Annotated in this window: 24 protein-coding genes; 21 read left to right on the plus strand and 3 right to left on the minus strand. The window is 71.2% G+C overall.

What is annotated here, in order from left to right; translation table 11 throughout:
* Window positions 1-58: 58 nt before the first annotated feature.
* From IVW53_03795 to IVW53_03805, 3 genes are read right to left on the minus strand one after another with little or no spacing between them, the layout of a single operon-like run.
* On the minus strand, window positions 59-1,288 hold the full coding sequence (locus IVW53_03795; GenBank protein MBF6604685.1) for a cation:proton antiporter: 1,230 nt from the start codon (window positions 1,286-1,288) through the stop codon (window positions 59-61).
* Window positions 1,285-1,809 carry a DnaJ domain-containing protein gene (locus tag IVW53_03800; protein MBF6604686.1) on the minus strand — a complete coding sequence of 175 codons (525 nt, stop codon included), beginning with the start codon at window positions 1,807-1,809 and terminating at the stop codon, window positions 1,285-1,287. The genes IVW53_03795 and IVW53_03800 overlap by 4 nt, the downstream gene beginning before the upstream one ends.
* On the minus strand, window positions 1,806-3,005 hold the full coding sequence (locus IVW53_03805) for an AI-2E family transporter (protein MBF6604687.1): 1,200 nt from the start codon (window positions 3,003-3,005) through the stop codon (window positions 1,806-1,808). The genes IVW53_03800 and IVW53_03805 overlap by 4 nt, the downstream gene beginning before the upstream one ends.
* 44 nt (window positions 3,006-3,049) lie before the next feature.
* On the opposite strand from IVW53_03805, the gene IVW53_03810 reads away from it, so the two are divergent.
* From IVW53_03810 to atpD, 21 genes are all read left to right on the plus strand, one after another.
* On the plus strand, window positions 3,050-3,784 hold the full coding sequence (locus IVW53_03810; GenBank protein ID MBF6604688.1) for a DUF2344 domain-containing protein: 735 nt from the start codon (window positions 3,050-3,052) through the stop codon (window positions 3,782-3,784).
* A 115-nt stretch (window positions 3,785-3,899) separates the two neighbouring features.
* Window positions 3,900-4,961, plus strand: coding sequence for an ATP-binding cassette domain-containing protein (locus IVW53_03815; GenBank protein MBF6604689.1), 1,062 nt, complete (start codon window positions 3,900-3,902; stop codon window positions 4,959-4,961).
* Complete coding sequence (locus IVW53_03820) at window positions 4,958-5,764, plus strand: ABC transporter permease subunit (GenBank protein ID MBF6604690.1); 807 nt, start codon at window positions 4,958-4,960, stop codon at window positions 5,762-5,764. The genes IVW53_03815 and IVW53_03820 overlap by 4 nt, the downstream gene beginning before the upstream one ends.
* A gap of 154 nt (window positions 5,765-5,918) precedes the next feature.
* Window positions 5,919-6,668, plus strand: a complete 750-nt coding sequence (rplU, locus tag IVW53_03825; protein ID MBF6604691.1) for a 50S ribosomal protein L21 — start codon at window positions 5,919-5,921, stop codon at window positions 6,666-6,668.
* A 5-nt stretch (window positions 6,669-6,673) separates the two neighbouring features.
* On the plus strand, window positions 6,674-6,976 hold the full coding sequence (gene rpmA, locus IVW53_03830; protein ID MBF6604692.1) for a 50S ribosomal protein L27: 303 nt from the start codon (window positions 6,674-6,676) through the stop codon (window positions 6,974-6,976).
* An 84-nt stretch (window positions 6,977-7,060) separates the two neighbouring features.
* Complete coding sequence (gene rpmE, locus IVW53_03835) at window positions 7,061-7,273, plus strand: 50S ribosomal protein L31 (GenBank protein ID MBF6604693.1); 213 nt, start codon at window positions 7,061-7,063, stop codon at window positions 7,271-7,273.
* 62 nt (window positions 7,274-7,335) lie between these two features.
* A complete protein-coding gene (locus tag IVW53_03840) occupies window positions 7,336-8,331 on the plus strand; it encodes a DUF1385 domain-containing protein (protein MBF6604694.1) in 996 nt (331 codons plus the stop codon).
* 22 nt (window positions 8,332-8,353) lie between these two features.
* Window positions 8,354-9,439, plus strand: a complete 1,086-nt coding sequence (prfA, locus tag IVW53_03845; protein ID MBF6604695.1) for a peptide chain release factor 1 — start codon at window positions 8,354-8,356, stop codon at window positions 9,437-9,439.
* 65 nt (window positions 9,440-9,504) lie between these two features.
* Window positions 9,505-10,434, plus strand: coding sequence for a peptide chain release factor N(5)-glutamine methyltransferase (prmC, locus tag IVW53_03850; protein MBF6604696.1), 930 nt, complete (start codon window positions 9,505-9,507; stop codon window positions 10,432-10,434).
* On the plus strand, window positions 10,427-11,287 hold the full coding sequence (locus IVW53_03855; protein MBF6604697.1) for an HAD family phosphatase: 861 nt from the start codon (window positions 10,427-10,429) through the stop codon (window positions 11,285-11,287). Before prmC ends, IVW53_03855 begins: the two co-directional genes overlap by 8 nt.
* Window positions 11,284-11,937, plus strand: coding sequence for a threonylcarbamoyl-AMP synthase (locus IVW53_03860; protein MBF6604698.1), 654 nt, complete (start codon window positions 11,284-11,286; stop codon window positions 11,935-11,937). The genes IVW53_03855 and IVW53_03860 overlap by 4 nt, the downstream gene beginning before the upstream one ends.
* 86 nt (window positions 11,938-12,023) lie before the next feature.
* A complete protein-coding gene (locus IVW53_03865) occupies window positions 12,024-13,352 on the plus strand; it encodes a serine hydroxymethyltransferase (GenBank protein ID MBF6604699.1) in 1,329 nt (442 codons plus the stop codon).
* A gap of 7 nt (window positions 13,353-13,359) precedes the next feature.
* Window positions 13,360-14,457, plus strand: a complete 1,098-nt coding sequence (locus IVW53_03870) for an undecaprenyl/decaprenyl-phosphate alpha-N-acetylglucosaminyl 1-phosphate transferase (protein ID MBF6604700.1) — start codon at window positions 13,360-13,362, stop codon at window positions 14,455-14,457.
* 114 nt (window positions 14,458-14,571) lie between these two features.
* The gene (locus IVW53_03875; protein ID MBF6604701.1) at window positions 14,572-14,838 is read left to right on the plus strand and encodes an AtpZ/AtpI family protein; all 267 of its coding nucleotides are present in this window, start codon (window positions 14,572-14,574) and stop codon (window positions 14,836-14,838) included.
* A 41-nt stretch (window positions 14,839-14,879) separates the two neighbouring features.
* Window positions 14,880-15,965 (plus strand): F0F1 ATP synthase subunit A, encoded by a 1,086-nt coding sequence (locus IVW53_03880; protein ID MBF6604702.1) that lies wholly within the window; start codon window positions 14,880-14,882, stop codon window positions 15,963-15,965.
* 96 nt (window positions 15,966-16,061) lie between these two features.
* A complete protein-coding gene (locus IVW53_03885) occupies window positions 16,062-16,274 on the plus strand; it encodes an ATP F0F1 synthase subunit C (protein ID MBF6604703.1) in 213 nt (70 codons plus the stop codon).
* An 18-nt stretch (window positions 16,275-16,292) separates the two neighbouring features.
* Complete coding sequence (gene atpF, locus IVW53_03890) at window positions 16,293-16,871, plus strand: F0F1 ATP synthase subunit B (protein MBF6604704.1); 579 nt, start codon at window positions 16,293-16,295, stop codon at window positions 16,869-16,871.
* Window positions 16,872-16,885: 14 nt separating this feature from the next.
* Window positions 16,886-17,431 carry a F0F1 ATP synthase subunit delta gene (locus IVW53_03895; GenBank protein MBF6604705.1) on the plus strand — a complete coding sequence of 182 codons (546 nt, stop codon included), beginning with the start codon at window positions 16,886-16,888 and terminating at the stop codon, window positions 17,429-17,431.
* 66 nt (window positions 17,432-17,497) lie between these two features.
* Window positions 17,498-19,030 (plus strand): F0F1 ATP synthase subunit alpha, encoded by a 1,533-nt coding sequence (locus tag IVW53_03900; protein MBF6604706.1) that lies wholly within the window; start codon window positions 17,498-17,500, stop codon window positions 19,028-19,030.
* 27 nt (window positions 19,031-19,057) lie between these two features.
* Window positions 19,058-19,909, plus strand: a complete 852-nt coding sequence (gene atpG, locus IVW53_03905; protein MBF6604707.1) for an ATP synthase F1 subunit gamma — start codon at window positions 19,058-19,060, stop codon at window positions 19,907-19,909.
* Between the two features lie 26 nt (window positions 19,910-19,935).
* The gene (gene atpD / locus IVW53_03910) at window positions 19,936-21,348 is read left to right on the plus strand and encodes a F0F1 ATP synthase subunit beta (protein ID MBF6604708.1); all 1,413 of its coding nucleotides are present in this window, start codon (window positions 19,936-19,938) and stop codon (window positions 21,346-21,348) included.

Genomic DNA, 21,348 nt, shown 5'->3' on the forward strand with positions numbered 1-21,348 from the left:
CCGGTCGTCGGGCCACTCGTCCAGGCGTATCGCACGCCCCCCATCCTGACTCCGTCGGTCAGACCACCTCCGCAGCCCGCCCGCCGTCCCTGATCCCGAGCCGACGGAGGACGAGGTCGCTCGTCGTACCCTGGACGAGGAGGGTGAAGAGGGTCACGCCGAAGACGATGCCCTGGAGGTGAATCCGCTCCGCCAGGTCCGCCGGCAGCGACAGGGCGAGGGCGACCGCGATGGCGCCGCGCAGGCCGGACCAGAAGAGGACGTGCAGCCAGCCGATCGGCATCGGGGGCCCGTGCCGCGCGCGGTGGACGAGGCGGTCCGCGCCGCCGAGGAGCCCGTACACGACGACCGCGCGGGCGAGCAGGATCCCGACGACGCCGAGGGCGATGGCGGGCGCGTCCGTCGCGAGCTGGCCGACGGTGATGGCGAGTCCGATGAGGAGGAACACGAGGGCGGTGAGGAGGAAGGCGGCGAACTCCCACGTCGCGTCGAGCGCGTCGAACGTCCGGCCCGCGATCCCGATCCGCCGACCGTACGTTCCGAGGACGATCCCGGCGACGACCGTGGCGATGATGCCCGACTGTTGGAGCCGATCGGCGAGCAGGTACGTCCCGTAGGCGAGGACGACCGAGATCGCCAGCTCGACGAGGTGATCGTCGGCGAACGCGATGATCCGGGTGGCGACGACGCCGAGGAGCACCCCGATCGCGGCGCTGACCACGACGATGGACGTGAACGAGACGACGGCATCGACCGGCGATGTCGGCGTCCTGAGCGCGGCGACCGCGAGACCGAACACGACGATCGCGGTCCCGTCATTGAAGAGGCTCTCGGCCTCGACGAGCGTTGAGAGGCGTCGGGGCGCATGGAGCGCCCGGAAGGTGGCAACCACGGCCACCGGATCCGTCGCCGACGTGATCGCGCCGACGATGAAGGCGAGGCCGAACGGGAGCCCCGTGAGCGAGAGCAGGAGGGCGACGGTGACCGCCGAGATGAGGACGCCGGGCACGGCGAGGACCACGACGCCGAGCGACGTCCGGCGCAGTTCCTCGATGTCGAGCCGGTAGGCCGCCTCGAACACGAGCCCCGGGACGAGAACGACGAGGACGAGCTGGGGTGTGATCGAGATACGCAGTCCGGGCCCGATGGCGGCGATGCACAGACCGAGGACGACGAGCGCCACGCTGTACGGCAGGCCGAGGCGGCGGGCGACGAGCGCGACGATCGAGGCCGCGGCGACGAGCCCGACGAACAGCTCGACGATCCGGAGGGTGGCGTCGTCCGTCATCGACGCCGGAACAGGCCGCGGCGCTGTGCCGCTTCGGCCGCGGCGGTTCGTCGTCGGCCGGTGCGACGGAGGATCGCGTCGATCTCCTCCCGATACGGCCTCCCGATCGGCGTCCGGTCCAGCCACTCGACGTATTCGAGGTCGGCGCGGCCGATCTCCCCGAGGGACCAGCCGGCATAGCGCCCGAAGTTGAGGACGCTGCCCGACGCGTTGCCCGGCGGCGGGCCCACTGATCCGGCGCCGTCCGCGGTCCGCTCGCTCGCGCTGGCCGCTCCGCGATCCACCGCCGCCCGGATCCGGTCGTACTCCCGTCTGCGCTCAGGATCGCCGACGATCTCCCACGCGCGATTCAGCCGCGCCATCCGTGCCGCGGCGTCCGGCCCCACCGCGACGTCCGGATGCCACTTTCGCGCCAGACGCCGGTAGGCCGCCTGGATGACCTCCGGGTCCGCCTCCGGATCCACCTGGAGGGCTTTGTAGGGATCGAGTGGTTGGCCCGCCTCGGCTTCCCGGTTGGTCATGGGGCCCTGTCCGCGGTCGGGTTCGCGGTCGTCCCGCCACCGGCCTGGCGGTCGATGGCCGCCGGACCGAGGCGTCGGAACAGGTGACGGAAGATGTCGCGGCCCGTGGCGGCGATCGGGAGGGCGAGGATCGCGCCGAGGAGGCCGGCGATGGCGCCGCCGAGGATGAGGGCGAACATCACGGCCGAGGGATGAAGCTTCACCGCCCCGCCCTGGATCTTCGGGACGAGGAGGTAGTTCTCGAGCTGCTGGATCGCGAGGGCGAGCAGCAGCGCCGCCAGGGCGGCCTGGGCGCTCGCCGTCGCCCCGAGGAGGACGAGCGGGACGGCCGCGATGATCGGGCCGAGGATCGGGAGGAGCTCGAGCAGCCCGGCGAGGATGGCGAGGAACAGGGCGAACTGGGAGAAGATCGGATCGACGACCTGGCCGAGGAAGACGAGGCCGAGGAACGTCGCGAGCGAGACGGTGGTCCCGAGGACGATCTGGCCGCGGACCCACTGACCGAAGACCCGCTCGGCGATGCGGATGACCGCCCAGACGTCGTCGCGCCACTCGTCGGGCAGCGAGCGATCGAAGGACCGGGTGAGCGACGGCAGGTCCTTGAGGAGGTAGAAGACCCAGACCGGGATGATGAGGTACCCGAACGTCGAGGCGACGAACGCCGCGACCGAGTTGAAGACCGGCAGGACATCGCTCGGGTTGAACGTGGTCCCCCGACCGACCTGGGCGAGGAACTGGTCGACCGTCGCCCGGACCGGCGCGGGGATCTGGAGCGACTCGTACGCCTGGCGGAGCCGCACGAGCTGGTCCTGGACGAGCGCCGCGAGCTTCGGCGTGTCGCCGAAGAACTGCCCGACCTGCTGGACGAGCGGCGGGATCGTGAGGTTCAGGGCCGCCACGACCACCGCGACGAGGACCGCGTAGAGGAGGAGGATCGCGAGGCCGCGCGGCAGGCCGATCCGGCCGAGCCGCTCCACAGCCGGGTCGAGGAGATAGACGAGCAGGAGCCCGACGATGAACGGACTGAGCGCGTCCCGGCCGAGGTAGAGGACGAACGCGAGGGCGACCGCGGCGACGATGACGAGGGCGACGCGGGGGGTCGGCCGCCGGAGCCGATGGCCGCCGCGACCCGGCACGGCCGCGTCCGACGGGGCGGTGGGGACCGCAACGGATCGGGAGTGGGCGTCCTCCACCATCGTTGGCGCAGACTACCAGACGTGACCTCCCGGACCGCGGCTCGATGACCGGGATCCGCCAGCGCTGGCGGCTCCTCATCGCCTCCCTCGCGAACGTGGACGCACCGCTCGCCGGGGCGCTCGTGACGGACTGGGAGGCCGCCGTCGTCCGGTCGGGTCTGCCGGTCGCGATGGCCGAAGGCGCGACGCCGCGACCGCGGCTGTGGTTCGGTCCGCCCCTGCCGGCGGGGATGGCTGGCGAGCGCGAGCCGCTCGATCTCGGGCTCGCCGAGCGGCGCCGGATCCATGAGGTGCGTGAGGCGCTCGCCGGCGTCCTCCCCGCCGGTCTCCTGCTCGCCGACCTGTACGACGTCTGGCCGGGGGCGCCCGCGCTCACGGCATCCATCGCGGCCGCCGACTACCGGATCATCGTCGGCGTGGACAGCGGCGATCCGGCAGTGCCCGGTGCCCTCGCGGGGGCGATCGCCGCGCTCGTGTCCGCGGACCGGATCGCAGTCCCAAGAGAGAAGGGCGGGCGGACGGTCGAGATCGATATCCGCCCCTCGCTCATCGCGCTGCGATCCATGGCGATCGAGGCCCGCCCCGCGGACACCGCGGACACCGCGGGGAGCGGCGAGTTCGGTCTGTGGATGCGCCTCCGGCTCGGCGGCGATGGTCCGATGGGGCGGCCGGCGGAGCTGGTCGCCGCGATCGCCGCGCGGACCGGCCGCGCGATGCGGATCCAGCAGGCGATCCGCGAACGGGTCGTCATCACGGGTGACGAGCCGCTCCCCTCGTGAGCGTCTCGATCGGCCGGGTGAGGGTCCCGATCGGCGTGGTGTGCCAAGCGGCGGACGTGGTGCGCCGGCGTCCCTGCCGTACACTGGGTGCTCCAGTGATGACGGATGACCGGGGATGACCACCAGCACGAAGTCCGGCCAGACGGACGGGCTCGCCCTGTCGACGCGCGACCTCCACAAGCGCTATGGGAAGCGGGTCGCCCTCGCCGGCCTCGACCTGTCCGTCCCGGCCGGCGTGGTGTACGGCTTCCTCGGGCCGAACGGAGCCGGGAAGACGACGACGATGCGGTTGCTGACCGGACTCATCCACCCCGACTCGGGACGCATCGAGATGCTCGGCCGGCCCTTCGGGCGCGGTGACCGCCATCGGCTCTTCGAGGTGGGAGCGCTCATCGAGTCGCCGGCCTTCTATCCGTACCTGTCCGGACGCGACAACCTGCGCGTCCTCGCCGCGACCGGCGCCCGCGTACCGCGCCGCCGGATCGACGAGCTGCTCGAGCTGCTCGGTCTGACGGCCCGGGCGAGCGACGCCGTCTCCCGCTATTCGCTCGGGATGCGCCAGCGGCTCGGGATCGCGGCGGCGCTCCTCAGCGACCCCCAGCTCCTCCTCCTCGACGAGCCGGCGAACGGGCTCGATCCCGCCGGGATCGTCGCGATGCGCGACACGCTCCGCTATCTCGCGTCGAACGGCAAGACGGTGTTCGTGTCGAGTCACATCCTCGGCGAGGTCCAGCAGCTCGCCGACGTGGTCGGCATCGTGGCCGGCGGGCGCCTCATCCGCGAAGGCCTCATGCGGGACCTCCTCGAGAGCGAGGGGGTCGTCCGCGTCCGGGTCGCGACCACCGAGCTCGAGCGTGCCAGCGGGGTCGTCGCCGGGACCGTCGGCACCACCCCCACCGTCCAGGAACATGGCTCCGCCAGCGGGGCGGACGCGGCGGAGATCGCCTGGCTGAGCGTGGCCGGCGGTCGCACGGAGGCCGTGCGGATCAATCGCGATCTCGCGGCAGCGGGGATCTTCGCCTCAGGTCTCGAGACCGGGAGCGACCTCGAGACGCTCTTCCTCGAGCTCACCGCCGATGCGTCGACGCCCGGCGCGGCCACGCCGGCGGATCGGGCAGGTCGCGCCGGCGCGGCCGCGGCGAGCGCCCTTCCGAGCGGATGGGGGAGCGGCGCGTGAGAGTCTTCGCCTCCGGGCTGCGCAAGCTCGCTCGACGGATGGTCACGTGGATCAGCTTCGGCCTCCTCGTCGGCCTGCTCGCCCTCATTCTCCTCGCGGTGGGGGCGACCGCGAAGCAGCAGCCGACCGAGACGGGTCGGTCCGCGGCGCTCCTGCTCGTCACGTTCCCCGGTGCGTATTCGTTCGTCCTCTCGTTCGTCCTCGGGCTCGGCGGCCTCTTCGCCGTCATCTACGGCGCCGCCATCGCGGGCTCGGAGTGGAGCTGGGGCACGCTGAAGAACGCCGTCGCGCGCGGCGAGAGCCGCAGCCGGTACATGGTCGCCACGTTCGTCGCCGTCGCCGTCTTCCTCGGCCTCGGCCTCGTCCTCGCCTATCTCGTCGGCGTCGTGGTCGCGTTCCTCGCCGCCGGGCTTGCGGGAGTCTCGACGAGCGGCCTCGGCGACGCGGCGACCATCGGCCGGCTGCCGGACGAGCTTGCCCGCGGCTGGCTCGCGGTCGCGGAGGCCGGCGCGCTCGGTTTCGCCATCGCGACGATCGCGCGGTCGCAGCTCGCCGGGATCGGGACGGGCATCGGCGTCTACTTCGGGGAGCAGTTCGCCGGCATCTTCCTGCCGGACATCGTCAGGTACCTCCCGTTCAACGCCGCGAATGCGGTCATTCCCCGGGCGACCACCGGGGCGAACGGCGGCGGCATCGCCGATCCGCTGCCGCCCGACCAGGCAGTCATCATCGTCGCGGCCTGGCTCGTCGGCGCTCTCATCGTCGCGGCCGTGTTCACGGAACGGGCCGAGATCAGCGGCTGACCGTGGCCCGCGGCGCCGCGGCAGCCGCGCCACGGTTTGACGGTCCGCGTGGCGGACGCGTACACTCCGCCTCCCGCGCCTGGAGACGAAGGGCGCATCGGCATGTCCAGCCGCGCCCGGTTCGCCCGCCGGCAGCCGCACGACCTGAGGATCCATGTACGCAGTCATCGAGACCGGCAGCAAGCAGTATCGCGTCGAGGTGGGGACCGAGCTCGAGGTCGAGCTGCTCGAGGTCGAGCCGGGCCAGACGATCACCCTCGATCGGGTGCTCCTCGTCGCGGACGGCGAGACCACCGCGATCGGTCGGCCTGTCGTGGACGGCGCGACCGTGAGTGCCGAGGTCGTGCGGTTCGATCGCGGTGACAAGGTCATTGCGTTCAAGTACCGCCCGAAGGCGCGCCGGCGCGTGAAGAAGGGCCATCGCCAGGAGCTCACCATCCTCCGCGTCGCCGACATCGTGTTCGGCGGCAAGAGTGCGGCGGAGGCGGTGCGGAAGGCCCAGGCGGCGGCGAAGACCGAGCGACAGCGCCTCGAGGAGGCCGCCGCCCGGCAGGCCGCGGAGGACACTGCGCTCGCGTCCAGGCTCGCTGCCGATGCGGCGAAGGCCTCGGCAGCGACGGCGAAGGCCGCGACGACCACGAAGGCCGGCTCGACCGCGAAGGGTGCGACGACGAAGGCCGCGACGAAGGCCTCGACCGCGAAGCCCGGCTCGACCGCGAAGGGTGCGACGACGAAGGCCTCGGCCGCGAAGCCCGCCCACACGCCCGCCACGGCACGCACGAGCACACCGAAGTCGGGCAAGCCCGCGACCGGTGCGCCCGCCAAGGGCCCGCGGACCCCGACCGCCGGTGACGCGCCGGCTGCGGACGCGCCGAAGCGCCCGCGCACGAAGAAGGACACGTAAGCCCGATGGCCCACAAGAAAGCAGGCTCCAGCTCGAAGAACGGCCGCGACAGTGTCGGCCAACGGCTCGGCGTCAAGGTCGGCGACGGACAGCTCGTCCCGGCGGGCTCCATCATCGTCCGGCAGCGCGGGATGACCTTCCTCTCCGGCGCCGGGACCGGTCTCGGCCACGACTACACCGTCTTCGCGACCGTGACGGGTCGCGTGAAGTTCGAGCATGCAACGAAGGCGAAGAAGCGCATCCGGGTCGTCCCGGACGGCCTGCCCGCCCGACCGGTCGCCGCCGCCACGGCTGAAGCGACCGTCTAGCCAGCCCGGCGTCGGATGACCGACGCCATACCGACCGACCACCGGCGGGAGCGACCCGTGCGGACGGCGGCGGAGGAGAACCCCGTGAAGACCGGCATCCATCCCACGTACCACCAGGCCGTGACGCATTGCGCCACGTGCGGCTCCTCGTTCACCGTCGGCTCCACCCGGCCCGAGCTTCGGGTGGACGTGTGCAGCCAGTGCCACCCGTTCTTCACCGGCAAGCAGACGATCATCGACACCGCCGGTCAGGTCGAGCGCTTCCAGAAGCGGCTCGAGCGCTCGACGCGAGCCTGATCGTCCGGTCATCGAGCCGCCCGGCCAGCCGGGCCGGCGGCGGGGCCGGGTAGACTTCCGCCATGCCCGGCTATGCGTACGGTGGTCAGGCCCTCATCGAGGGCGTCATGATGCGCGGCCGCGACGCCATCGCGGTCGCCCTGCGGGCGCCGGACGGCCGGATCGTCACGGCGACGGAACGTCTCGACAGCGGTTTCCATGGGCGCGCCTCGTCGCGCTGGCCGCTCGTCCGGGGGCTCGTCGTCCTCTACGAGACGCTTGTCGTCGGGACGCGCTGGCTCGTCCGGAGCGCCTCGGTCGCGGCGAGCGGGGAGGGGATCGAGCTCGGCCGTGGCGCGGTGGCCCTCATGCTCGGATTGACGCTCCTCTTCGGCATCGGCATCTTCTTCGTCCTGCCGCTCGTGCTCGCGAGTGCGGCCGCCGGCAGCGCTCAGAACGGCCTCGTCCAGCATCTCGTCGAGGGACTGATCCGGGTCGGCCTGTTCATCGGCTACCTCCTCCTCATCTCGCGGGCGCCGGATGTCCGTCGTGTCTTCCAGTACCACGGCGCGGAGCACATGTCGATCCATGCGCTCGAGGCCGGCGATCCGCTCGTGGTCGATGCCGTCCGACGCTATCCGACGGCCCACCAGCGCTGCGGGACCGAGTTCCTCGTCATCGTCGTCGCGCTCTCGATCCTCACCTTCTCGCTCGTGGGCAGGCAGGAGCCGCTCGTCATGGTCGGCAGCCGGATCGTCCTCATCCCCGTCATCGCCGCGGCGGGCTATGAGCTCCTCCGCTGGGGCGCCCGCCACCGGGCCAATCCCGTCGTCCACGCGCTCTTCCTGCCGGGCATCTGGGTCCAGATGATCACGACCCGTCAGCCGACGGACGACATGATCGAGGTCGCGATCGTCGCGCTCGAGGAGGCCCTCCTCGCCGACGGCGCGACGGTGCCGTCCGGCAGCGCCGAGTTCCCGCGGGCGCCGCTCGCGATGCTCCCCGGCGCAGGTCCCGCGCCCGCGGTCGACATCCCGGACCCGTTGTCGACCGTCGCCGTCGACGACGCGATCCGCTGAGCCCGCCGGCTCGATGAGCGCGATCGACGCCAAGCTCGCCGACATCGCCGGGCAGTACGACGCTCTGAATGTCGAGATCTCCCGACCGGAGACGCTCAGGGACCCCGATGCGCTTCGCCGGCTCGGGCGCGAACTCGCGCGGATGGAGCCCGTCGTGGGGGCCTACCGGCTGCTCGAGGCGACCCGCCGGGAGCTCGCCGGAGCTCGTGAGATGCGGGAGTCCGAATCGGACGATGACCTCCGGACGATGGCTCGGGACGAGGTCGACCGCCTTGCCGCGGCGGAGGCTCGCCAGGTCGACGAGCTGCGGATGCTCCTCCTCCCCCGGGATCCCAACGACGACAAGAACGTCATCATGGAGATCCGCGCCGGCGCCGGCGGCGATGAGGCGGCCCTCTTCGCAGCCGAGCTCCTCCGGATGTACCTACGCTATGCCGAGCAGCATCGATACCGGACGGAGCTCATCAACGTCAATGAGACGGGTATCGGCGGGATCAAGGAGGCGATCGTCGAGATCGCCGGGGACGGCGCCTATTCGCGGTTGAAGTTCGAGAGCGGCGTCCATCGCGTCCAGCGGATCCCGGCGACCGAATCGTCCGGCCGGATCCACACCAGCACGGCGACCGTCGTCGTCATGCCCGAGGCGGAGGAGGTCGAGATCGAGATCGACGAGGATCGTGATCTCCGGATCGACGTCAAGCGGTCGTCCGGTCCGGGCGGCCAGAGCGTCAACACCACCGACTCGGCCGTCCGGATCACCCACCTCCCGACCGGCCTCGTCGTGGAGATCCAGGACGAGAAGAGCCAGCACAAGAACAAGGCGAAGGCGCTCGCCGTCCTCCGATCGCGGCTCTACGACCGCCAGCTCGCGGCCCAGCGGGCGGCCGATTCGGCTGCTCGCAAGAGCCTCGTCGGCGGGGGCGATCGGTCCGAGAAGGTCCGGACCTACAACTTCCCCCAGGATCGGGTGACGGATCATCGCATCGGCCTCGACCTCTCGAATCTGCCGGGGGTCCTCGAGGGCAACCTCGACCGCCTCATCGACGCGCTCATCACGACCGACCAGGCGGATCGGCTCGCGAATCTCGTGGAGGACGGCGCGGCCTGACGCCCTCGGCGGGCGACCGTTCGGGTCGGCGCCGACGAGCGGACCGCACCGCGTCGCACCACATCGTGTCGACCGTCGCCGAGCTGCTCCGGACTGGAGTGGACCGCCTCCGCGAGGCCGGGTCCGAGAGCCCCCGGATCGATGCCGAACTCCTCCTCGCCCGCGCGCTCGGGGTGGAGCGGACCGCCGTCCTCGCCCACCCGGAGGCGCCGGTCGCCGATGGCCAGCGCGCGTCCTTCGCCGCGGACCTCGAGCGACGGGCGGGCGGCGAACCGGTCGCCTATATCCGCGGCTTCAAGGAGTTCTTCGGCCTGGCCCTCTCATCCGACGCTCGAGCGCTCATCCCGCGGCCGGAGACCGAGCTTCTGGTCGAGCTCGCCGAGCATGAGACGATGCGCCGCCTTGTCGCGTCACCGCGACCGCCGGGCACCCCGCCGCTCCGCATCGCCGACGTCGGGACAGGGAGCGGCACGGTCGCCGTCGCGCTCGCCGTCGCCCTCCGCCGCCGACGGAGCCTCTCCGACGTCGAGATCCTCGGCACGGACCTGTCGCCGGAGGCGCTCGACCTGGCCCGCGAGAACGCCGTCGGTCACGGCGTCGCCGATCGCGTGCGGTTCGTCGAGGCGGACCTCCTCCCTCCGGTCGTCCCGCTTCCGTTCGATGTCGTCGTCGCCAACCTCCCATATATCCCGACGGCCGAGATCGCCGGACTGCCGGTCGCCGCATCGTTCGAGCCACGGCTCGCGCTCGACGGCGGCCCCGACGGGCTCGGCGTCATCCGCGCACTCCTGCGGCGGCTGCCGCAGACCGTGACGGAGGCCGGCGTCGCGCTCCTCGAGATCGGCGCGGACCAGGCGGCGGCGATCGTGGACGCGGCCGCCGAGTCCGTCCCGGGCTGGCCGTGCACCGTGGAGCGAGATCTCGCGGGTCAGCCACGCGTCGCCCGCATCGGTCCAGCGCCGTCCGAGCCGTCAGGCGGGCCGGCCCGTGGTTGAGTCGCGCCTGCCGATCGGCCTCGTCGTCCTCGACATCGATGGAACGCTCGTGGGTGCCGACCTCGTGCTCGGGGAACGGACGCGAGCCGCCGTCGCGGCCACGCGCGCCCACGGCGTCCACGTCGCGATCGCGACCGGCCGCATGGCGTCGAGCGCGATGCGATTCGCTGAGGCGCTCGGCCTCAGCGACCCGCTCATCGCCTACCAGGGGGCGCTGATCCGGGCGATGCCGGCGGCGGTCGATCCGCAGGGACGGCGTCCGGTCCTCGGGCGCCTGCTCGTCCACACCCCGATGGCGGCCGAGATCGCCCGGGAGGTCGTCGTGTGGTCGCGCGACCATGGCCTCGACCCGCACCTCAACCACCTCGAGCGGTTCATCCTCCGGGCGGACGACCCGAACGCGGACGATTACTCGAGCTTCATGGGTGCCCGGGCCGAGCTCGTTCCGGACCTCGTGGCCGCGATCGGCCACCCGATCACCAAGGTCCTCGCTGTCGGCGACGAGGCGTCGATCGCCGCGGCCCTCCCCGAGGCGCGGCGGAGATTCGCCGGACGGGCGACCGCGACGATCAGCCACCCGCGCTTCATCGAGTTCCTCGCCCCCGGCGTCTCGAAGGGCCGCGCAGTGCGCTGGCTCGCCCGTCGGCTCGGCGTCCCGCTCGCGCAGACGATGGCGATCGGCGACCAGTGGAACGATCTCGAGATGATCGAGGCGGTCGGTCATGGCGTCGCGATGGCCGGCGCTCCCGCTGCGGTGATCGAGGTGGCCCGCCATGTCGCGCCGCCGGTGGAGGTCGAAGGCGTCGCCACGATCCTCGAGAGGCTCGTGGTCTCTCGAACGGGGGCGGCGTGACCGGCCCGCGCGTGGTCGAGGATTCGGACGCCGGTCGCAGCGAGGCGATCCGGGTCCTCGAGGCCGGCGGCCTCGTCGCGATCCCGACGGACACGGTCTACGGCCTCGCCGTCCATCTTCGAACGGCCGGCGGCATCGAGCGCCTCTTCGCCGCGAAGGGGCGCCCGCCGGACAAGGCGATCACCGTGCTCGTCGACGCGCTCGACCAGGTGGAGCGGCTCGTGGAGCTGCCGGAGGCCGCGCTGACCCTCGCGGCCACGGGCTGGCCGGGCGGACTCACCCTCGTCCTGCCGCTCCGGCGCGCGGCGCGCCTTCCGCGGGCGTTGACCGCCGACACGAGGACCCTCGGCGTCCGACTGCCGGACCACGCGACGCCCCGCGCCCTGGCTCGAGCCGTTGGCCCGCTCCCGACGACCTCGGCCAATCGCTCCGGGGAGCCGGATGCCCACGACGCGGCAGAGGCCGCCGCAGCCCTCGGGGCGATGGTCGATCTGGTCCTCGATGGCGGCCCTGCCCGGGGCGTGGCCCCGTCGACCGTCGTGGACTGCACGGTCCGGCGTCCGCGGCTGCTCCGCGCCGGCGCGATCTCGCCGGCGTCCCTCGCCGCCGCGCTCGACGCAGCCGGCCTGGCCCACGACCTTCGCGGCTAGGAACGTAGCCGGGTCGCGATGTGGCACGATACCGGGCGGGGTCCATCGGCCGGGCGAGGGACGGCACGCCAGATGAGGATCAGGACATGGTGCTGACCGGCTCGACGGAACTCGCGTGGGCGCGGATCGCGGACATCGACCCGGACCTGTGGGCGGCGATGGAGGGGGAGCGAGCGCGCGAGCACGACAAGATCGAGCTCATCGCGAGCGAGAACTACACGTTCGCGGCCGTCATGGAAGCTCAGGGTTCATCGCTCACGAACAAGTACGCCGAGGGGCTGCCGGGCAGGCGGTACTACGGCGGCTGCGAGTTCGTGGACGTCGCCGAGCGACTCGCCCAGGAACGCGCCCTGCGCCTCTTTCCGGGCGCCGAGCACGTGAACGTCCAGCCTCACAGCGGTGCCCAGGCGAACATGGCCGTCTATCTCTCGACGGTGAGTCCGGGCGACCGGGTCCTCGGCATGAAGCTCGACCAGGGCGGCCACCTCACGCACGGGATGGCCCTCAACTTCAGCGGCCGCTACTTCGAGATCCATGGCTACGGAGTCCGGCGGGACACCGAGCGGATCGACTATGACGCGCTGGCCATCCAGGCCCGCGAGGTCCGCCCGAAGCTCATCATCGCCGGTGCGTCCGCCTATCCGCGGATCATCGAGTTCGAGCGGATGGCGGAGATCGCCCATGGCGTCGGCGCGCTCCTCTGGGTGGACATGGCCCACATCGCCGGGCTCGTGGCGGCGGGACTGCATCCCAGCCCGTTCCCCCACAGCGACCTCGTCACGACGACGACGCACAAGACGCTCCGCGGGCCGCGGGGCGGGCTCATCTTCAGCCGCAGGGAGCTGCCCTCGACGGCGGACCCGGCCGCTTATCCGATGGTCAGGCCGAACCTCGCGGCGACGATCGACCGGAGCGTGTTCCCCGGCGTCCAGGGCGGGCCGCTCATGCACGTCGTGGCGGCCAAGGCCGTCGGCTTCCAGCTGGCCCTCACGGACGGCTTCCGGCGGGACATGGAGCGCACGATCGAGAACGCCCGCGTCCTCGCCGAGACGCTCGCCTCGAACGGCGCGCGGCTCGTGAGCGGCGGCACCGACAACCATCTCATCCTCGTCGACGTCACGCCGCTCGGGGTGACGGGCCGGGAGGCCGAACGACTCCTCGACGAGATCGGGATCACCGTGAACAAGAACGCCATCCCGTTCGACGTGAACCCGCCGAACATCGCGTCCGGGATCCGGGTCGGCACCCCTGCCGCCACGAGCCGCGGATTCGGCCCTGCCGAGATGCGCGAGATCGGGCGGATCATCGTCGCTGCGATCGCCAGTCGGGACGAGCCTGCCGAGCAGGCTCGGCTCGCCGCCGAGGTCCGCGAGATCGTGGACCGGTTCCCGGTGCCGGGGCTCGCCCGGGCGTGACGCCGCCGTGAGATTCGCCGTCGGCGCGGCGGAGGCGCTGCCGGTCCTTCTCGGGGTCCTCCTGCTCGCCGGTGTTCTCTCGTTCGGGCTCACGCCGCTCGTGCGCCGCTTCGCCCATCGCCTCGCGCTGCTCGACCTGCCGGACCAGCGCCGGGTCAACACGAGCCCGGTGGCACGCGGCGGCGGGATCGCGGTGGCGGTCGCCTCGATCGTGGCGATGCTCGCCTTCCTCGTCATCAACCGCGGCGAGGGCGCACTCCGGCCGCCCACCACGATCGGGACACCGGAGCTGACCGCGCTCGTGGTCGGCGGCGCACTCGCAGCCCTCGTCGGGGCGCTCGACGACCGCTGGCAGCTCCGCGCCCGCTGGCAGCTCGGCGGTCAGCTCGCGGTCGCGGTCGTGGCCGTTGCGTTCGGTGCGACACCGGACGTCATCAACAACCCGCTCGGCGGGACCATCGCGCTCGACGGTCCGATCGCCGTGGTCTTCGCCGTCGTGTGGATCCTCGGCATGATCAACAGCATCAACTTCATCGACGGGCTCGACGGCCTGTCGTCCGGGATCGGACTCATCGCCGCGCTCACCCTCGGGCTCATCAGCCTGACCGTGGCGGTGGGTCCGGAGGGTCAGCCGTTCGTGGCCGCGCTGTGCTTCGCGCTGGTGGGTGCGCTCGCCGGATTCCTGCGCTGGAACTTCCACCCCGCGACGATCTTCGCCGGCACAAGCGGCGTCATGTTCATCGGCTACACCCTCGCCCTCCTGTCGATCCTCGGCTCGGCGAAAGTGGCGGTCGCGCTCCTCGTCCTCGGCGTCCCGATCATCGACACGTTCTGGATCATCGTCCGCCGGATCGCGGCACGCCGATCGCCGTTCACGCCCGACCGCGGCCACATCCACCATCGACTCCTCGACCTCGGCCTGTCGCACACGCAGACCGTCCTCCTTATCTACGGCATCTGCGCCGTCCTGGGGGTGCTCGCCCTCACCCTCCCGGCGGCGGGCCAGGTGGCGTCCTTCCTCCTGTTCCTCGCCCTGTCCGGCCTCGCCCTGTTCGTCGTCACCCGGCGCGAGACGGATCGCTCGCGGCGGGGTCAGGCGGGCTGAGCACGTGCCGCCGCGTCGCCGGGCCCGTGCCCGCACGCTGCCACATCCGCCGACACAGCGGCCCGACCTCCGATCGGCAGCTGCTATACTCCGCCCGCCGTTGTCAGGGAGCCCATGATCGAGCCTGGTCAGGCGGGAGCCTACCTCGCCCTCTTCTCCGAGATCGGGATCGTCCTCCTGGTGACCACCCTGGCCGGCGCCCTCACCGGGGACTGGATCGATCGACAGCTGGGGACCTCTCCGGCGCTCGTCATCGGCGGGTTCCTCATGGGCGCGGGAGTGGGAGCGTGGGCGATGTACCGTCTCGTGACACGCTTCCTCGCCCGGTTCGAAACACCAGCCCGGCCGACCGCCCCGGACAGGCCGACTGACGAAGACTGAGCGACGCGGCGGTCACGCTGCGTCCGTGAGTGGAGCCATCGTTGTCGAGCGATCCCCGCCCAACCGCCGCCGCGAGCCCATCCGCGACGACCGCCGCGACCAGCGCGATCGCTGTCGCGACCGCGGACGATGCGGCGTCCACACGGCCGAGCTTTCTCCGACGCAGCCTCTGGCGCTTCGTCCTGCTCGTGATCGTCCTCGACATCGCGGCCTTCTTCCTGGTCCCGCCGTACCCCAAGGATCAACCGGGCCAGTCCATCACCGGGATCAGCGATCTCATCGGCGCCAACCTCGAACTGCCGGCGCCCCATGTGGTCTGGGACCTCGCGCCGAACTCCGCCGTGGACCCGAGCGCCATCCTGTCGTTCCACCCGAGCATCTCCGCCCCGATCTTCACGACCTGGCTCGTGATGGCCGCGATCCTGCTGTTCGGCTACCTCGCCACCCGGCCCATGACGGACATCCCCGGCCGGCTCCAGAACTTCGTCGAGATGACGTTCGAGAAGCTCGAGGACTGGGCCGTTTCCCTCGGCGGTGAGCCTGCCCGCCGGCACATGTCCATCTTCATCGCGTTCTTTCTCTTCATCCTCGTCTCGAACTGGAGTGGCCTCATCCCGTTCTTCGGCAAGATCGAGGCGCTCCGGGCACCCACGAGCGATGTGAACGTGACGATCGGGCTTGCCCTCGTCGTATTCGTGTATTTCCAGGGCCAGGGGTTCCGGACCCTGGGCGTGCGGGCCTATCTCGGCAAATTCTTCGTCTTCAGCGGTTTTCGGGAGGGGATCGGCGCGGGCCTGATCGCCCTCTTCGTCGGGCTCATCGAGCTCATGCTCGAGTTCATCAAACCGGTCACGCTGTCCATGCGTCTCTTCGGCAACATCTTCGGCGGGGAGGTGGCGCTCGGGGTGATCACCGCCCTCTCGATCGCCGCCGCGCCCGCGATCATGATGCTCCTCGAAGGGGTCCTCAACTTCGTCCAGGCGCTCATCTTCTCGACCCTCATGCTCATGTACACGGTCATCGCGGTCGAGAGTCACGGCGAAGAGGCGCACGCGGCTCCCGCCTTCGCCGACCTGCCGGAAGGCAGCCTCGGCGCGCCGCTGTCGGGGGTGCAGCCCGCCCACTGATCGGACCAACGCCACGGCACGTCACCACCCACCCAGGTCCGGTCGAAGGCCGGGCGCAGGAGCCGGTCCAGGCCGGCGTTCTAGGAGGAAGAATCAATGGGACCACTCGGCGCAGGCCTCGCGGCCCTCGGAGTCATCGGGCCCGGCATCGGCATCGGCATCCTCACCGGCATGGCCGCGGCGGCCATCGGCCGCAATCCGGATGCGACCGCGAACATCCGGGCGACGTTCATCCTCGGTGCGGCGTTCGCCGAAGGCCTCGGCGTCCTCGCGATCGTCGTCGGCATCCTTGCACTCGTCCTCAAGTAGGCGGCACGGGACGGTCGCGTGAACCCGCTCGCCCTCGCCGGACCGCCGCTCCACGCCGTCGCGACGCAGGCCGCCGCGGCCGCGGGCACGAGCGCGGCCGGCCTTCAGATCAACTTCTTCTGGGTGATCGTCTCGTCGCTCAACTTCCTCCTCTTCCTCGTTCTCCTCAACCTCCTGTTCGGACGCTCGCTGAGCCAGATGCTCCGCTCGCGGCGCGAGCGGATCGCGCAGGGCCTGGCGGACGCCGAGCAGGCGCGGCTTGACCGGGCGAACGCGGAGCAGGAGCGACTCTCGACGCTCGCTGAGGCGCGCCGCGAGGCCCGCGAGATCCTCGATCGCGCCCAGAAAGTCGCCCAGGAGACGCGTGACGCGGACATCGCGGCCACGCGTGAGGAGCTGGACCGCCTGCGTGAGCGGGCGACGGCGGAGATCGAGGCGGAGAAGCAGCGGGCGGTGGCTGACCTCCGCGCGGAGGTGGCCGACCTCGCGCTCGCGGCCGCCGGCAAGGTCGTCGGCGCCTCGATGACCGGCGAGCTCCAGCGGCGCCTCGTGGAGGACTTCCTCCGTGAGTCGGCGGCGAACGGCTCGCGGAACTGACGAGGACCGCGACGATGGCTCGACCAGGGAGCGCCGCCCGACGCTACGCTGAAGCGGCGTTCGAGCTCGCCGCCCGCGACGCAAGCCACGATCGATGGGCGACGGACCTCGGACTCGCCGCCGCGATCGTCTCGGACGCGCGCGTCGCGCGCGTCGTCGACAACCCCACCACGCCGCTGGCGGACCGCGAGCGGCTCCTCACTGAGCTGCTCGGCAGCCGGATCGCCCGGCCCGCCCTTAATCTCGTCCGGCTCCTCGACACGAGGGGCCGGCTCGCTCTCCTGCCGGCCATCGCCGCGGAGTTCGGTCGGTCGCTCGACCGGATGCGCGGCATCGTGGCCGCGACCGTCACGAGCGCCACGCCGCTCGAGACGGATGAGACCGCCGCGCTTCAGCGACGGATCGAGGCGATGACCGGCCAGACGGTGCGCCTGGCCACGGCCATCGACCCTGCCCTCATCGGCGGGCTCACGGTCAGGCTCGGCGACCGGATGATCGATGCCAGTGTGCGGGGCCGCCTCGAGCGGCTCCGCGATCAGCTCGTGGCGGGAAGCCGCTAGGGCCCACGCGCCGGATGCCGGCGCATCAACGGGCCGTGCTGCCCGACACGAAGGATCGGAGAACCCATGGCCATCCGCTCAGACGAGATCACGAGCATCATCAAGTCCGCGATCGACGCGTTCGACACGGCGACCGAGACGCGGAGCGTCGGTACGGTCGTGGAGGTCGGCGACGGCATCGCCCAGATCTACGGGCTGGACGGCGCCCTCTCGTCCGAGCTCCTCGAGTTCCCGAACGGGATCCGCGGCATGGCCCTGAACCTCGAGGAGGAGACGGTCGGGGCGGTCATCCTCGGCAACGCGACGGCGATCAAGGAGGGCGACACCGTCAAGACGACGGGTCGGGTCGTCGAGGTGCCCGTGGGCCAGGCGCTCCTCGGCCGGGTCGTGGACCCGCTCGGTCGACCGCTCGACGACAAGGGCCCGATCGCGACGACGAAGACACGACCGGTGGAGCGGATCGCCCCCGGCGTCATCGTGCGGCGCTCTGTCGACACCCCGGTCCAGACCGGGATCAAGGCGATCGACGCCCTCATCCCGATCGGGCGGGGCCAGCGTGAGCTCATCATCGGCGACCGCCAGACCGGCAAGACCGCGATCGCCGTCGACACGATCATCAACCAGAAGGGCAAGAAGCTCGTCTGCATCTACGTCGCCATCGGCCAGAAGCTCTCGACCGTCGCGAACACCGTCGCGACCCTCGAGAAGTACGGCGCACTCGAGCACACGATCGTCGTCGTCGCCGGGGCGGAGGACCCCGCGCCGCTGCAGTACCTCGCCCCGTACGCGGGAGTGGCGATGGGCGAGGAGATCATGGAGGTCGGCGTCGAGGTGGACGGCGAGCTCGTCAAGGACGCCCTGTGTGTCTACGACGACCTCTCCAAGCACGCCTGGGCGTACCGCGAGATGTCGCTCCTCCTCCGACGCCCGCCCGGCCGCGAGGCGTACCCCGGCGACGTCTTCTACCTCCACAGCCGGCTCCTCGAGCGGGCGGCACGACTCAACGAGGCGAACGGCGGCGGTTCGATCACCGCCCTGCCGATCATCGAGACGCAGGCGGGCGACGTCTCGGCCTACATACCCACCAACGTCATCAGCATCACGGACGGCCAGATCTTCCTCGAGACGGACCTCTTCAACGCCGGCCAGCGCCCGGCCCTCAACGTCGGCATCTCCGTGAGCCGGGTCGGCTCGGCGGCCCAGACCAAGGCGATGAAGAAGGTCGCGGCGCCCCTGAAGCTCGACCTCGCCCAGTACCGGGCACTCGCCGCGTTCGCCCAGTTCGCTGCGGACCTCGACAAGGCGACCCGCGATCAGCTGACCCGGGGGGAAAAGCTCTCCGAGGTCGTCAAGCAGGCGCAGTACCAGCCGCTCCCGGTGGAGAAGCAGGTGGCGATCCTCTACGCGGCGACGAAGGGCCAGCTCGACGACGTGCCGACCCCGCGGGTCAAGGAGTTCGAGATCCAGTTCTACCGGTTCCTCGAGACCGAGCGAGCGGCCGTCCTCGAGGAGCTCGGGCGGACGAAGGCGCTCACGGACGACCTCGAGAAGGCCCTCGACGAGGCGCTCGTGGCCTTCCGCCAGAGCTTCCTGGCCTAGGCCGGACGAGCGGAGCGGGATCGGCGCATGGCGAGCCAGCGGGACATCCGGCGGCGGATCGGGTCTGTCCGGAACATCAAGCAGATCACCCGGGCGATGCAGTTCGTCGCTGCGTCCAAGCTCAAGCGCGCCCAGGACGCGACACTCGCGGCTCGGCCCTACGCAGAGAAGATCGAGGAGGTCCTCGCCGACGTGGCGGCCGTCCTCGGCGACGACGCCCATCCGCTCCTCGGCGAAGGGGCGGGCGACCGCCGCCTCCTCGTCCTCATCACCCCGGACCGGCCGCTCGCCGGACCGCTCACCACGAACATCGTCCGGTTCATCGCCCGCGAGATCGCGGATCACCCGGGCGACCTCGCCCTCGTGACCGTGGGCCGCAAGGGCCGCGACGCGATGCGCCGAGCCGGCGTCCCCATCGAGGCGCACTTCCCGAGCTACGGCGACCGGCCCACGTTCGCCGACATCGTCCCCCTCGCCCGACTCGTCACGGACGCCTTCCGCGACGGCGAGGCCGGCCGGGTCGACATCGTCTACAGCCATTTCGTGTCCACGCTCACCCAGCGGCCGACGCTCGACCCGCTCTTTCCGATCGTGCCCCGGCCGGACACGGCGGGCATCCCCGGCAACCAGTTCATCTGGGAGCCGGATCCCCGGGCGGTCCTCGAGCTGCTCATCCCCCGCTACGTCGCGACCCGCCTCTTCCAGGCGGTGCTCGAGAGCAAGGCGAGCGAAGAGTCGAGCCGGATGGTCGCGATGAAGAACGCGACGGAGAACGCGGAGGACCTCATCGAGGACCTCACCCTCTCGTACAACAAGGTCCGGCAGGCGAACATCACCCGCGAGATGATCGAGATCGCAACCGGCGCCCAGTCCCGCTGAGGCGCCCCCAGGAGGCAACGACGAGCATGGCGACCGCCACCAGCACCGCGACCGGCCGGGTGATCCAGATCACCGGTGCCGTCGTGGATATCGAGTTCCCGGCCGGCGCGCTCCCGGCGATCTACAACGCCGTGGAGATCGAACGACCCGCAGGTGAGCCGCTCGTCTGCGAAGTCCAGCAGCACCTCGGCAACAACTGGGTCCGGACCGTGGCGATGACCACGACGGACGGGCTCGCCCGGGGCGTCCCGGTCCGCGACACCGGCGCTCCGATCAACGTCCCAGTCGGCGAGGTGACCCTCGGTCGCGTCTTCGACGTCCTCGGCCACCCGATCGACCTGAAGGGGCCGGTCGGCGCGAGCCGGACGCTGCCGATCCACCGCGAGCCGCCGCCCTTCGACCAGCAGACCACGGAGGTCGAGGTCTTCGAGACCGGGATCAAGGTCATCGACCTCATCTGCCCGTTCCGCAAGGGCGGCAAGATCGGCATCTTCGGCGGGGCCGGCGTCGGCAAGACGGTCATCATCCAGGAGCTCATCCGGAACGTCGCCCAGGAACACGAGGGCTACTCCGTCTTCGCCGGCGTCGGCGAGCGGAGCCGCGAGGGCAACGACCTCATCGCCGAGATGACCGAGTCGGGCGTCATCGCCAAGACGGCCTTTGTCTTCGGCCAGATGAACGAGCCGCCGGGAGCCCGCCTCCGGGTTGGTCTCACGGCGCTGACGATGGCCGAGTACTTCCGCGACGAGGAGGGTCGCGACGTCCTCCTCTTCATCGACAACATCTTCCGCTTCACCCAGGCGGGCTCGGAGGTCTCCGCCCTGCTCGGCCGGATGCCGTCCGCGGTCGGCTATCAGCCGAACCTCGCCACGGAGATGGCCGGCCTCCAGGAGCGGATCACGTCGACGAAGAAGGGCTCGATCACCTCCCTCCAGGCGGTCTTCGTCCCGGCGGACGACTACACGGACCCCGCCCCGGCGACCACGTTCGGCCACCTTGACTCGACGATCCGTCTCGAGCGCTACATCACCGAGCTCGGCATCTATCCCGCCGTGGACCCGCTCACCTCCACATCGCGCGTCCTCGACCCGCTCGTCGTGGGCCAGGAGCACTACGACATCGCCCAGGAGACGAAGCGGGTCCTCCAGCGCTACCGCGATCTGCAGGACATCATCGCCATCCTCGGCATCGACGAGCTGTCCGAGGAGGACAAGTCGACGGTCGCCCGGGCCCGACGACTCCAGCGTTTCATGAGCCAGCCGTTCTTCGTCGGCGAGGTCTTCACCGGCCGGCCCGGCAAGTACGTCGCCATCCGCGACACCGTCGCCTCGTTCAAGGAGATCCTCGAGGGCGACACCGACGCGCTCCCGGAGCAGGCGTTCTTCCTCGCTGGCACCCTCGACGACGTCCGCGAGAACGCGGCGAAGCTGGCTGGCTGA

Source organism: Chloroflexota bacterium, assembly GCA_015478725.1.
In the GTDB taxonomy this organism is placed as follows: domain Bacteria; phylum Chloroflexota; class Limnocylindria; order Limnocylindrales; family CSP1-4; genus C-114.